This window comes from Lacisediminimonas profundi (assembly GCF_008831265.1).
In the GTDB taxonomy this organism is placed as follows: domain Bacteria; phylum Pseudomonadota; class Gammaproteobacteria; order Burkholderiales; family Burkholderiaceae_D; genus Lacisediminimonas; species Lacisediminimonas profundi.
This window is the reverse complement of the sequence record NZ_VTTH01000001.1, coordinates 961,928-974,858: the sequence shown is the minus strand read 5'-3', so window position 1 is coordinate 974,858 and position 12,931 is coordinate 961,928. Positions and strand designations below refer to the sequence as shown.

The window sequence follows — 12,931 nt, the reverse complement described above, 5'->3', positions numbered from 1 at the left end:
TTGCTGTCTCATTTTCGACCTACTGAAAGGGATTACGCATGTCCGGCTCTCTCCCCCGCTTCAATCGCATCCGTACCTGGTCCGCACTTGCCTGCCTGCTGTTGCCGGGGCTGACCCCGCTCGCAGCACAGGCCCAGGAAACCATCCGTTTTGGCGCGCCACTGCCACAGACCGGCCCGCTGGCGCCGGAAGCCCTGAAGCAGCAACAGGGCTATGACTTGTGGGCCGAGCAGGTCAACAAGAAAGGCGGCATCAACGTCGGCGGCAAGAAAATGAAGGTCGAGATCGTCTATACCGACTACCAGTCCAACACGCCGCGCGCGGTGCAGGCGGCGGAACAACTGATCACGCAGCAGAAGGTGAACTTCCTGTTCAGCCCGTTCGGATCGGGCGCGGCCAAGGCGGCCAGCACGGTGTCGGAGAAATACAAGATGCCGACCATCGCCGCCACCGCATCTTCTCCGCAGGTGTATGACCAGGGCTACAAATACCTGTTCGGCACCTTCACCCCGAACGACACCCTGACCACGCCGCTGGTCAAGATCGTGCGCGAGAAAGCGCCGGGCGTGAAGCGTGTCGCCATCCTGGCGCGCAACGACCTGTTCCCGCTGGCGATCGCGCAGGAAATGGACAAGGCTGCCAAGGCCGCCGGACTGGAAGTGGTCTACTTCGAGAAGTACGCGATCAACACGATGGATCATTCCTCGGCCCTGTCGCAGATCAAGGCACAATCGCCGCACTGGATCTTCGCCACCGGCTACATCAATGACCTGGTGCTGATGAAGAAACAGATGTCCGACCAGAAGATGGAAGCGCCGGTAGTGACCATGATCGCCGGCCCGGCCTACAAGGAATTCATCGACGCTGCCGGCAAGAGCGCCGAGAACATCAGCAGCGCCGCCTGGTGGCACATGGCCGCACGCTACAAGGGCCAGGACATTTTCAGCACCGCTGAAAATTACACCAAGCTGTTCCGCGAGAAATACAAGTCCGATCCTGACTATGCGCAGGCCTCGGCTTCGGTCTCCGGCGCCCTGTTCCAGATTGCTATCGAAAAAGCCGGCTCGCTGGACCGCGAAAAGGTGCGCAACGAGCTGTCGAAGATGAACGTGATGACCTTCTGGGGTCCGGTCAAGTTCGGCGCCAACGGCCAGATCAACTCGCTCGAACCGCCGGTGCTGCAGATCCAGGGCGGCAAGACGCTGGTGGTTCATCCGGCCGCCATCAAGCAAGCCGATTTCAAGCTTGGCGTGAAATAAACCAGGCGACGGCATGCTAATTCTCCAGGTCATCCTGAATGGCATCGTGCTGGGCAGCCTGTACGCGTGCATCGCGGCAGGCTTCTCGCTGGTGTGGGGCGTTCTCAACGTGATCAACCTGATGCACGGCTCGTTCATCGTGCTCGGGTCCTACCTCGCATGGGGCGCCTACAACGGCCTCGGCCTGGCGCCGTGGACCACGCTGCTGATCGCTGCCCCGCTCGGTTTCATGTTCGGCTACGCGATCCAGCGTGGCGTGCTGAACCGGGTGATTGCGGCGCCAGTTCTGGTCACGCTGACGCTGACCTTTGGCCTGGACCTGATGCTCAACAATGCGATGCTGGTCGGCTTCCGGGCCGACTATCGTCGCCTGATACTTGAACCCGCACTGGGGTCGCTTTCGGTCGGTTCGCTGGTGGTGCCAGTGGACCGGTTGGTTGCCACCGCGTTCGCGCTGTTGCTGACAGTGGCGCTCTACCTGATACTGCGCCGCTCGCGCGTCGGGCGTGCCATCGTGGCGGTGCGGATGGACCGCGACGCTTCACGCCTGATGGGCGTCGACGTGCCGTCCATCTACGCCACCGCGTTCGGCCTGGGCGCCGCCATGGCCGTCTGTGCCGGGGTGTTGCTGGCCATGATATTTCCGATCTCGCCGATTGCCTCCGGTTCCTACCTGGGCAAGGCCTTCGTGGTGTGCGTGCTGGGCGGACTGGGTAGCGTGCCCGGCGCCGTGGTCGGCGGACTGTTCCTGGGGCTGGTCGAAAGTTTCGGCTCGCTGGCGTTCGGACCCGAGCACGCGGTGACACTGTCTTTCGGATTGCTGATCCTGTTCCTGATCTTCCGGCCGCAAGGTCTGCTGGGCAAGCGAGGATTCGAATGAATCGTCCAATATTCTTCACTGCGCTGGCGCTGATCCTGTTGCTGGGCGGACTGCCCATGTTCGACAGCGCCTACGCGCTGCGCATCGGCACCTTTGCCTGCATGTACGCCATCATGTCGGTCTCGTGGACCGTGATCGGCGGCTTTGCCGGCTACCCCTCGTTCGCCACCGCCGCATTCTTCGGTTTTGGCGCCTATTGCGGCGGCGTGCTGCTGGGCAAAGGATGGCCGCTGCTGGCAACGGTCGGTGCGGCCGGCGCGCTGGCATTTGCCGGTGCCCTGCTGCTGGGCATCGTACTGCTGCGGCTGCGCGGACACTATTTCGCGATCGCCAGCCTGGCAGTTGCCGAAGTGCTGCGCGAATTGACCAATGCGGCGACCGACCTGACCGGCGGCGGCATGGGCCTCAACATTCCGCTGGCCGTGACAGGATCGGGCAGCGTGATGGGTGAAGCCTCGTTTTTCTACTGGTCGATGTGGACGCTGCTGCTGGTCACCTTCGTCGTGGTGTGGAGAATCCAGGTCTCCAAGCTGGGCTTCGGCCTTTCCTGCATCAAGCAGAACGAGACCGCGGCTGACATGATCGGCGTCAACGCCACCCTGTACAAGAGCAGCGCCTTCGCTTTTTCCGGCGTGTTCGTGGCCATGGCCGGCGTGCTGTACGCGGCGTGGGTGCACTACATTGAACCACCCGATGTGTTCGACGTGCTGTTTGCAGTCAAGCCGATCGTGATGGCCCTGCTGGGCGGACTGGGCTCGCCGGCCGGCGCAGTGCTGGGCGCGTTTGCCTTCCTCGCGATCGAAGAGACTGTCTGGCGCAATTACCTGCAGATCCATTCCGGCGTGCTCGGCCTGCTGGTGGTGCTACTGCTGCTGTTCCTGCCCAATGGCCTGATGTCGCTCTCGAAGCGGCTGCGACTGACCGGAGCGCGCAATGGATGACGTCATGGTGCTGGAACATGTGTCGCGCCGTTTCGGCGGACTGCAGGCGGTGCAGGACGTCAGCCTTAAGGTCGGTCGCGGCGAAATCCTCGGCCTGATCGGACCCAACGGCGCCGGCAAGACCACACTGGTCAATGTGATCACCGGCGTGCATCGGGCAAGTTCCGGCCGGGTGCTGTTCGAGGGCCGTGACATTACCCGCCTGGCGCCATACCAGACCGCTCGGATTGGCCTGGCCCGCACCTTCCAGATCGTGCAGCCCTTCCCTGACCTGAGCGTTCTCGACAATGTCGCCGCCGCCGCGCTGTTTTCACAGTCGGGCGTCAGTCCGGCGAAAGCGCGCGAGATCGCTGCCGCCCACCTGCAATTCGTCGGACTTGAAAAGCAGGCCGGCCAGGATGCGTCGAGCCTGACGCTGGCGATGCGCAAACGGCTGGAACTGGCCAAGGCGCTGGCGATGAACCCCAAGCTGCTGTTCCTGGACGAGGTCAACGCCGGCCTCAACTCGGCCGAGATCGACAACGCCATGCACCTGATACGCCAGATGGCCGAACGTGGCATCACGATCGTGCTGATCGAGCACTTGATGAAGGTGGTGATGAATGTCTGCAGCCGGGTGGTGGTATTGCAGAACGGCGCCCTCATCGCCGACGGCCTGCCGCACGACGTGGTGAACGACCCGCGGGTGGTGGAGGCCTACCTTGGCAAGAAATATGCGCAACTGAACCTGACCGCAACGGAGCAGGCATGACCCAGTCCCCATCTTTGCTCACCATCAGCGGCCTGCAGGCCGGCTATGGCGAAATCACCGTTTTGTGGGGCATAGACCTGTCCCTGCAACAAGGCGAAATCACCGCGCTGATCGGCTCCAACGGGGCTGGCAAATCGACCCTGATGCGCACGCTCTCCGGCCTGATCGCACCTACGGCCGGCAAGATGCTGTGGAATGGCGTCGACCTGTGCGGCCAGACGCCGGCACAGATACTGGCGCACGGCATAGCCCATGTGCCGGAAGGGCGCCGCCTGTTCAGTGCGATGAACGTCGAGGACAACTTGCTGATGGGCGCCTATGCGCGCCGGGAGCCGCGCGCCGTGATCGCGCGCAGCCTGGACCAGGTCTACACCACCTTTCCGAAACTGTACGAACGCCGCAACCAGGCCGCCGGGACCATGTCCGGCGGCGAGCAGCAAATGTGCGCCATCGGACGCGGCATGATGAGCTCGCCCAAGCTGCTGATGATCGATGAGCTGTCGCTCGGGCTGTCGCCCTTGCTGGTCGAGCAACTGTGCGAAGCCTTGCAGGCACTCAACCGCGAAGGCTTGTCGATCCTGGTGGTCGAGCAGGACGTGGTCACCGCGCTCGAATTGTCTTCGCATGCGTATGCGATGGACATGGGGCGCGTCGTGCAGGGCGGCAGCAGTGCTGTGCTGTTGCGCGACCCGGCCATCCGCCAGACCTATCTGGGCATGTTGGCCGCATAAGGCCCCCTGGCTGGATCCAGGCGGCCCCAACGCCAGTCTCATTCACATTTCCATTCTCATTCCCGTCACCGAAAAGGAAGCCCGACCATGTCCAGCACCATCGCGTTTGCTCCCGGAAACTATCGATTCGTCCCCGGCGTTTTCCAGTACTCTGCCGGCGTTGTTGCCGAGCCCGGCTATCGCATCGAGCGGGTGCGTTTCCAGCGGCCGGTTGCACTGGCCGAAGGATTCGACCGCATCGCCGCCATCCTGACCGCGGCAGGCCGCCCGCTGACCGCGTTCTGCGCCTGCGAACTGCGCTCGCCGGCGCCGTTCGACGAAGTCAGCTTCGCGGCGTTCAATCGGATCTATGTCGGCACGCTGGAAAAATGGGGCGTGTTCGACGGCGTCACCAACCCTGTCGCCCGCAGCAACGTCTGCCCTGAAATCGACCCGCCGTCGACGCCAAGCTTTTACGCCTTCTGCTACACGGTGCCCGATGCCGCAGCCGCGCCGTCCTTCGTGGTTGCCGGCAGCGGCGAAGCGCCGGAGGGCAAGGGCAGTTACCGCGATCACACCATCAGGCTCGGCGATACCTCGCCGGACGGCCTGCGGGCCAAGGCGCGCTGGGTGCTGGGCGAGATGGAAAACCGGATGGGCGCGATGGGCTTCGGCTGGAAAGATACGACGGTTTCCCAGCTTTACACCGTGCACGACGTCCATCCCTTCCTGGCAGACGAACTGGTGCGGCGCGGCGCCATGGCCGGCGGGCTCACCTGGCATTTCAATCGTCCGCCGGTGCGCGACCTGGACTACGAAATGGACTGCCGGGCTATATCCGTTGAACGAATCGTCGCGGCTTGAATATGACAACCGAAAAAATACTCTCCCCTTTTGACGGCCGGGTCATCGGCGAAATGCCGGTCTCCGGCGCCGAGGAAGTCGAGCGCGCGATCCTGCGTTCGCAGGCGGCCTTCCAGAAAATGCGCAAGCTGCCACGCTTCGTGCGCGCCGACATCTTGCTGAAAGCGGCTGAACTGATCAAACAAAGGCGTGACGAGTTCATCACCACCATCGCCGGCGAAGCAGGAAAGCCGCTGTACGATGCACGCGGCGAGGTATCGCGCGCGATCTTCAACCTCACCAATGCAGCCGCCGAAGCGCGCCGCTTCGGCGGCGAGGAAGTCCCGCTCGACATGGATGCGGGCGTATTCGAATACCAGACCACCGACAGCCAGGGCCGTCCGATCGCGCTGGCCGACCTCGATTCCGAAGCCCTGAACCGGATGCGCCGCCGCATCGGCATCGCCCGCCGCTTTCCGATCGGACCGATCCTGGCCATCTCGCCATTCAATTTCCCGCTGAATCTGGTGGTGCACAAGGTCGCGCCCGCGATTGCCGTGGGCAACAGCGTGGTGCTGAAGCCGGCGCCGCAGACACCGCTGACTTCGCTGCTGCTGCAGCAAGTCCTGACCGAGGCCGGGCTGCCTGATGGCGCGCTGGAGGTCCTGCACTGCTCGGTGCCGCTGGCCGAGAGCATGGTGCGCGACGAGCGCTTCGCGATGGTCAGCTTCACCGGCAGCGCCCGCGTAGGCTGGCACATCAAGGATATCGCTGGCCGCAAGAAGGTGGCACTGGAATTGGGCGGCAATGGCGCGGTGGTGGTGGCCGAGGACGCTGACCTCGACTTGGCTGCCGCGCGCTGCGTGCGTGGCGGCGTGGTCTACGGCGGCCAGTACTGCATAGGCGTCCAGCGCATATTGGTCCAGGAGTCTGTCGCCGCTGCCTTCACGGCCAAGCTGGTCGAGCGGGTTCGTGCCTGCAAGGTCGGCGACCCGATGCAGGAGGGTGTCGACGTCGGCCCGGTGATCGACGAGGGTTCGGCGATCAGGATCCAGAGCTGGATCGACGAGGCGGTAGCTGGCGGCGCAAAATTGCTGCATGGCGGCCCCCGCCAAGGCGCAGTGGTGCAGCCGACCGTGCTGACCGATACTGCAAAGGGAATGAAGATCGAGGACGAGGAAGTGTTCGGCCCGGTGCTCACCGTCAACAGCTACGGCAGCTTCGATGAAGCCATTGCCCGCGCCGGCGATTCCAAGTACGGTTTGCAGGGCGGGATGTTCACCAACGACCTGCGCCGCGCCTTCCAGGCGATAGAGGACTGGGATGTCGGCGGCCTGATGGTGAACGACGTCCCGATCTACCGGATAGACAACATGCCCTTCGGCGGCTGGAAAGAATCCGGCTTCGGAAGGGAAGGCACCCGCTATGCGATGGAGGAAATGTCCGACATCAAGCACCTGGTGATCAATTACGCCTGACCAATTACGCCTGACGGCCAGAAAGAGGAAATGAGACGATGAAACTGATGCGCTATGGGGCCATGGGCCAGGAAAAACCGGCCTTGCTCGACGCAAGTGGACAGGTGCGCGACCTGTCGGGCGTGCTGCCCGACATCACGGCGGACACGCTGACGCCGGCCTCGCTGCAAAAGCTGGCGGCACTGGATGTCAGCAAGCTGCCGGTGGTGACGCAGCCGGGCCGGATCGCCCCGCCCTACAAGGGCGTTGGCAAATTCGTCGCGGTCGGCCTGAACTACGCCGACCATGCCGCCGAAGCCAACCTGCCGATCCCGCCCGAGCCGGTGCTGTTCATGAAGGCAGCCAGCTGCATCGTCGGCTGCAACGACCCGGTGGTGCTGCCGCAGGGTTCAGTGAAAGGCGACTGGGAAGTCGAGTTGGGCATCGTCATCGGACAGACGGCGCGCTATGTGACGGAAGCCGATGCGCTCAAGCATGTGGCCGGCTACTGCGTGATCAATGACGTGTCCGAACGCGAGTACCAGCTGGAGCGGGTCGGCGGACAATGGGACAAGGGCAAGTGCTGCGACACCTTCGGCCCGGTCGGTCCGTGGCTGGTGACGACGGATGAGGTGCCCGATCCGCAGGCGCTCGACATGTGGCTGGAGCTGAACGGGCAGCGGGTCCAGAACGGCAGCACCCGCACCATGATTTTCGGGGTGGCGCACCTGGTCAGCTACATCAGCCGCTACATGACGCTGTATCCGGGCGACCTGATCACCACCGGCACGCCGCCCGGTGTAGGCATGGGCCGCAAGCCAAGCCCGGTTTACCTGAAGCCGGGCGATACGATGAAGCTCGGCATCGCCGGCCTGGGCGAGCAGCAGCAGACGGTGCATGCCTGGGACCCGGCGCTGATCATGCATAACCTCGGCTAGGCAACGCAACTTCCTTGCCATTCACGGATGCCGCCATTACCGGCGATATCTGTCCAGCCACCCTGCGTCGCCCGAAAAGTTCGGGCAACTGCTGACGCAGCACAGAGGCCAGCCCACCAGCCGCGGGGCGAATTGCCCGACTGTCCAGCTGTCCACCTGTCCACAGGACCGGTGGACAGCTCTGTGGACAAGCCTGGATGACGAAGCTCAACTGTATGAAAACAAAAGAAAAAATGTCCCTGCCCAAAATCACGGCGAAGCGCTGCTAGCTGCCTCTTCTGCTTGCAGCCAAGCACCACGCCCAAGCCGTGACATTGCGCAGCGACAGCCCGCTCAATCCACCTTCACACCCGCGCTCTTCACCAGTCGCCCCATCTTGTTGAACTCGGTGGTGAAGAACTCGCCGAACTCCGCTGGCGTGCCACCGCGCACGATCGCACCCTGGGACAACAGGGTATTGCGCAGTTCCTTCTCTCCCAGGGTGGCATTCAGCGCTTGATTCAGGCGGTCGACGATCTGCTTGCTGGTGCCGGACGGCGCCAGCACGCCGAACCAGGTTCCCGCATCAAAGCCCGCCACGCCGGCCTCTGCCATGGTCGGCACTGCAGGAAACAGGGGCGAACGTTCTTTCGAGGTGATCGCGATCGGGCGCAGCCTTCCTGACTGAACCAGGGGTGCAGCGGTACTGAACACATCGAACATCAGGTCGATATCGCCAGCCATCAAGGCTGCCAGTGCCGGACTGCTGCCCTTGTAGGGCACATGCGTCATCTCCGCCTTGGTCAGCGTCTTGAACGATTCACCCGCGAGGTGGGCTGCGCTGCCATTGCCGAACGAACCGTAGTTCAGCTTGCCCTGCCTGGCCTTTGCCTCGCGCACGATGTCGTCGACAGTCTGGATCTTCAGGCTTGGATTCACGACCAGCAGCAAGGGCTGGGTGGCCACCAGCATGACCGGATCGAATCCCTTCACCGGGTCGTAGCTCAGCTTCGAATAGGTATGGGGCGTCACAACGAGAGGACCGGCAGCGCTGAACAGCAGCGTGTAGCCGTCAGCGGGAGATTTTGCCGCCACATCGTGGCCGATTGAGCCACCCGCCCCCGCCCGGTTCTCCACCACCACCGGCTGGCCGAAACGGGTGCTGAGGGATTTGGCAATCAGGCGCGCGGTCAGGTCGGTCGAGCCGCCGGCGGCATACGGCACGATGATGCGGATTGGCTTGTCGGGATAGACCTGGGCACTGGCCGGCGTGACTGCCGTGAGCAATAGCGCACCGGCCAACAGCATTACCTGCGACGCAAACTGATGCAAGACTTTCAGATTCTTCATTTTGTCTCCTTGGTGTCTCGTTGGACTGATTATTTTTGTGTGGCTTCTTCGGATCCCACCCAGCCATACGGGTGCCCGAAACGTTCCTGCATGACCTGCTCGAAAGGCACGCCCTCGGAAGCGATCCAGCTGCCGGAACGCAGCCGGTAACTTTCATGCTTCCAGGGCGCCTGCGGCTCGACCCCCGACAACAGCGCCCTGGCGCCATTCATGACCTGGCGCCGGAAGCGCACGATGGCCGCATCGGACGCCGTAAGGTGCTCCTGCGTCCGATCCGCGATCCGGCCCTGGCTGTCGTGGACCAGCGCATCCTGCTCGGCGACGCCGCGCACACCCGTGAAATTTACATGCTTTTGCATTTCGCGGTCGCGCAGGTACTCGTTGCCCCGATTCCGGATTGGAATGAAGTCCTGGTCAACTTCTGCAATCACGCCGTGGCCAGCCGCAAATGTTGCCCGCTCCTCATCGGTAAAGGGACGATCCGGATTCCACGCATAGGTATAGATCCAGCAGTTATGGTCATCGATCGGCACCCACGTGTAGCCGAAATAGGTCTCGCCCGGCAGCGTGGATGGCGTCGTGCTGTGAGCTGGCAATGCGAACTGGGCGGTGCGCCAGTAACGCTCTTCGCCATCCGCGCGCCTGGCGCCGCCGACCACGAATCCGACTTCATGCTCCATGATCGAGAACTGCGGCAATGGATCGTTTCTTATCCACCTGAGGCGCTTCTCATCGGCCGGCGCATCCGGATTGGCGTTGGAAGGCACGCCGGGCGCGGGCATGTGAAGAAAGGAAAAATGCGAGGTGTCGAGCGCGCCTTCTATCGACTGTGCCCAATTGCATTCCTGGAGCTTCTTGGTAACGTAGCGATGCGATGCGGGCAGCTCTGCGAATTCGAGCTGGGGCACCTCGGGCAAAGGATGCGTCTCGTCCGGCCGCGGGCCGAGGTAACCCCACACGATCCCGCCGTGTTCGCGGGTGGGGTAGGCCTTCAGCCGTATGGTCTCGTGATACTGGGTACCTGGCGGCACATTGGGCAGCTCCATCGGCCTGCCCTCGACGTCGAACTTCCAGCCATGGAACACGCAGCGGATTCCGCATTCTTCGTTGCGGCCAAAATACAGGTCCGCGCCCCGGTGCGGGCATTTCGAATTGACCAGCCCGACCACGCCCTGGCTGTTGCGGAAAGCGACCAGTTGCTCGCCCATGATGTTGACCCGGATCGGCGCACCGTCGTTGTCGGGTAATTCGCGCGCAAGCGCAATCGGTTGCCAGAACCGGCGGAAATATTCGCCCATCGGCGTTCCCGGACCGGTCCTGGTCAGCATTTCGTTGTCAGCGGCGCTCAGCATGAGCCACCTCCTTCTGCAAGTTTGGAAAACCCGGCTGCTGCCGGCCTGCTGTTACCGTCCCTTGATGCCGAACGGCCGGCCCCAGCCGAGGGTGTCAAGGGTGTGGCCGGAAGGCGTGTACTCGCAGCCGATCCAGCGGTCCCATCCCAGTTTCTCGATCTGTTCGAACAGATAAGGAAAGTGGATCTCGCCTGTGCCCGGCTCATGGCGGCCCGGCACATTGCCGATCTGGATGTGGCCGATGTAAGGGAAGAATTCCTGGAGCCTGGCCGTGATGCCGCCCTCTTCCATCTGCACATGGTAGGTATCGAAGCACAGCTTGACGTTTTCCCGCCCCACTGCCCGGATCACGTCGGCGCCCTCGGACAGCCGGTGGTAAAGAAACTGGGGGAAACGCGCCTCGCAGCAGGGTTCGAGGATCAGCGTCATTCCGGCAGCCGCGGCCGTATCTGCCGCCCAGGCGATGTTCTCCAGGAAGTTGTCCATGCACGCCTTCCGGTCCAGCTCGGGCCCGATGTTGCCGGGCATGACGTGGATCATCGGCTTTCCAACCCGGCCACCGTACTCGATCGCGGTCTCCATGCTGCGCCGGAAATCCGCCTGGCGGCCGGGCAATGCCGCCATGCCGCGTTCACCGCCGTCCCAGTCGAATGGCGCAAGCACCTGCACCAGGCTCAGGTCCAGGTCGGACAGAACACGCCCCAGTTCAGCGGCAGGCGTTTCATAGGGGAAGGCGATTTCCACCCCCTTGAAACCGGCGCGCGCGGCTGCCTGGTAGCGTTCCGGCATGGGAAGCTCGGTGAAGAGCCAGCGCAGGTTTGGATCGAATTTCAGCATCGGCATGTCCGTTTCAATATGGGTGTGCAGGGAAGCGTTCGTGTGCAGGCATGGTTCACGCGACAGCGCGCGGCAGGCCTGCCTTCCAATCCATAGTAAAGTGGCTGCACTGCTGAAACAAATTAAATAGTTTTACCGATTGCCGAGTTTTTCTTATGAATCTACCGCCCAACGCAGCTTCCAACATCACGCTCAGGCAATTGCGCGCATTCGTCGTCATTGCCGACAGCGGCGGATTCGCCGCCGCTTCGCACCGGCTGCACCTGACACCATCGGCCCTGAGCCTGCTGATCAAGGAGATGGAGAACATCCTGAAGGTGAGGTTATTCGACCGCACAACCCGCAGCACCGTGCTGTCACGCGCGGGAACCGAGTTTTATCCGCTGGCAAAGAAGGTGCTGGAGGACCTGGCGCGCGCAGTCGAGACCACGCAGGACCTGGAACAGAAGAAGCGGGGAACGGTGCGCGTCGCCTGCACGCCGCTCTATGCATCGACGCTGCTGCCCGAGCTGATCCTGAAATACCGGGAGCAATTTCCGGCGATTGCCGTATATGTGCTCGATTCCCTGAACCAGCCGGCAGTGGCCCGGGTGGCCAGCGGCGAAGCTGACCTGGGTATTGCACCGCAGCGCACCAGTCCGCCGGAAGTGCTCCAGGAAAGCCTGTTCCGGGACAGGATGGTCCTGATCTGCCGGCCGGACCACCCACTGGCCGGCCTCAAGCGCGTCACCTGGACGCAAGTGCTGGCCGAGCCCATCGTTTCACTGACCCAGGATTTCACCAGCCGCTTGCAGGCCGACTTGTTCAAGCACTCCAGCAAGCTGCTGCTCGCTCCCGCGCACCACGTATCGTTCATTACCACGGCACTGGGCATGGTGCAGTGGGGGCACGGGATCACGGTGCAGCCGGAATCCGCACTACCCCTGCTGCCACCGTTCGGCCTGGTCGCGCGCCCGCTTGCGGGGCCGGTCGTGTACCGGCACCTGTCGCTGTTCCACCTGAAGGGGGTCGAATTGTCGCCTGCGGCGAAAAGCTTCCGCGACTTCATCCGCACGCAGATGCATTCACGCATGCCGGCACAGCCGACTGCTGTCACAACAGTCCGCCGCGCCGGCATGTAATCAATGTATCCACAGGACCGGTGGATAGAACTGTGGACAACCCCAAGCCGCAATCGATAAGTGCATGAAAGAAAAGGAAGAAATTCCCTTGCCTGAAATCAAGGCGGAGCGCGCTCTTTGCACCCTATTTTTGCTTTTGGTTAATGATCGGCATCGTTCTTTCATCAAATGTCCAAAGTAAGCGACTACCGCCCGGCCAAAGGAGTAGAGTGTGCCGCTAGACCGCCCTGCCATGTCGTCCCGCTTGTGGAAGATAGCAAATGCAAAAAGAAGTACCAGGAACGTTCAATCGCTGGGTACTGGGCGATTACATCATCTACTCCGCCGATCAGGATAGCGCTCGCGGCATCTACGAGACCGCGCTCGGCCGGGAGGACAAACGCGTCTTGTTCGGCACCGTCCGGTTGATCGACGGCGAGAAGGGAAGCTGGGTCATGATCAAAGGCAGGAAGGCCGACTGCGGTTCGTGACCCCACAGCCGGCCGGCGCCGCACCGTTACCGCTTGTTCGGCT

At 62.7% G+C, this 12,931-nt stretch carries 13 protein-coding genes; 10 read left to right on the top strand and 3 right to left on the bottom strand.

Going from position 1 to position 12,931, the window contains the following annotated elements; genetic code table 11:
- Positions 1 to 38 precede the first annotated feature (38 nt).
- The 8 genes from FVE66_RS04410 to FVE66_RS04375 all read left to right on the top strand — a co-directional run bounded on the left by FVE66_RS04410 (position 39) and on the right by FVE66_RS04375 (position 7,779).
- Positions 39 to 1,259 carry an amino acid ABC transporter substrate-binding protein gene (locus FVE66_RS04410; RefSeq protein WP_151446147.1) on the top strand — a complete coding sequence of 407 codons (1,221 nt, stop codon included), beginning with the start codon at positions 39 to 41 and terminating at the stop codon, positions 1,257 to 1,259.
- A gap of 13 nt (positions 1,260 to 1,272) precedes the next feature.
- Positions 1,273 to 2,139 (top strand): branched-chain amino acid ABC transporter permease, encoded by an 867-nt coding sequence (locus tag FVE66_RS04405; RefSeq protein ID WP_151446146.1) that lies wholly within the window; start codon positions 1,273 to 1,275, stop codon positions 2,137 to 2,139.
- Positions 2,136 to 3,080: a branched-chain amino acid ABC transporter permease gene (locus tag FVE66_RS04400; RefSeq protein WP_151446145.1), complete on the top strand. Its 945-nt coding sequence runs from the start codon at positions 2,136 to 2,138 to the stop codon at positions 3,078 to 3,080. The genes FVE66_RS04405 and FVE66_RS04400 overlap by 4 nt, the downstream gene beginning before the upstream one ends.
- Entirely contained in the window at positions 3,073 to 3,831 is a 759-nt protein-coding gene (locus tag FVE66_RS04395) for an ABC transporter ATP-binding protein (RefSeq protein ID WP_151446144.1), read from the top strand. Before FVE66_RS04400 ends, FVE66_RS04395 begins: the two co-directional genes overlap by 8 nt.
- Positions 3,828 to 4,562, top strand: a complete 735-nt coding sequence (locus tag FVE66_RS04390; RefSeq protein ID WP_151446143.1) for an ABC transporter ATP-binding protein — start codon at positions 3,828 to 3,830, stop codon at positions 4,560 to 4,562. The genes FVE66_RS04395 and FVE66_RS04390 overlap by 4 nt, the downstream gene beginning before the upstream one ends.
- A gap of 87 nt (positions 4,563 to 4,649) precedes the next feature.
- Entirely contained in the window at positions 4,650 to 5,405 is a 756-nt protein-coding gene (cnbZ, locus tag FVE66_RS04385; RefSeq protein ID WP_151446142.1) for a 2-amino-5-chloromuconate deaminase CnbZ, read from the top strand.
- Between the two features lie 2 nt (positions 5,406 to 5,407).
- Positions 5,408 to 6,862, top strand: coding sequence for an aldehyde dehydrogenase family protein (locus tag FVE66_RS04380; RefSeq protein WP_151446141.1), 1,455 nt, complete (start codon positions 5,408 to 5,410; stop codon positions 6,860 to 6,862).
- A gap of 38 nt (positions 6,863 to 6,900) precedes the next feature.
- The gene (locus FVE66_RS04375; RefSeq protein ID WP_151446140.1) at positions 6,901 to 7,779 is read left to right on the top strand and encodes a fumarylacetoacetate hydrolase family protein; all 879 of its coding nucleotides are present in this window, start codon (positions 6,901 to 6,903) and stop codon (positions 7,777 to 7,779) included.
- Positions 7,780 to 8,112: 333 nt separating this feature from the next.
- Here FVE66_RS04375 and FVE66_RS04370 read toward each other — a convergent pair whose 3' ends face one another.
- From FVE66_RS04370 to FVE66_RS04360, 3 genes are read right to left on the bottom strand one after another with little or no spacing between them, the layout of a single operon-like run.
- Positions 8,113 to 9,108 (bottom strand): Bug family tripartite tricarboxylate transporter substrate binding protein, encoded by a 996-nt coding sequence (locus FVE66_RS04370; RefSeq protein ID WP_151446139.1) that lies wholly within the window; start codon positions 9,106 to 9,108, stop codon positions 8,113 to 8,115.
- Positions 9,109 to 9,137: 29 nt separating this feature from the next.
- On the bottom strand, positions 9,138 to 10,460 hold the full coding sequence (locus FVE66_RS04365) for a Rieske 2Fe-2S domain-containing protein (protein ID WP_151446138.1): 1,323 nt from the start codon (positions 10,458 to 10,460) through the stop codon (positions 9,138 to 9,140).
- Between the two features lie 51 nt (positions 10,461 to 10,511).
- Positions 10,512 to 11,303 carry a hydroxypyruvate isomerase family protein gene (locus FVE66_RS04360; protein WP_151446137.1) on the bottom strand — a complete coding sequence of 264 codons (792 nt, stop codon included), beginning with the start codon at positions 11,301 to 11,303 and terminating at the stop codon, positions 10,512 to 10,514.
- A gap of 149 nt (positions 11,304 to 11,452) precedes the next feature.
- Between FVE66_RS04360 and FVE66_RS04355 the strand changes: the two genes are divergently transcribed.
- Together FVE66_RS04355 and FVE66_RS04350 are read left to right on the top strand one after the other, a co-directional pair.
- The gene (locus FVE66_RS04355) at positions 11,453 to 12,418 is read left to right on the top strand and encodes a LysR family transcriptional regulator (protein WP_151446136.1); all 966 of its coding nucleotides are present in this window, start codon (positions 11,453 to 11,455) and stop codon (positions 12,416 to 12,418) included.
- A gap of 260 nt (positions 12,419 to 12,678) precedes the next feature.
- A complete protein-coding gene (locus FVE66_RS04350; protein WP_151446135.1) occupies positions 12,679 to 12,888 on the top strand; it encodes a hypothetical protein in 210 nt (69 codons plus the stop codon).
- Positions 12,889 to 12,931: the final 43 nt, after the last annotated feature.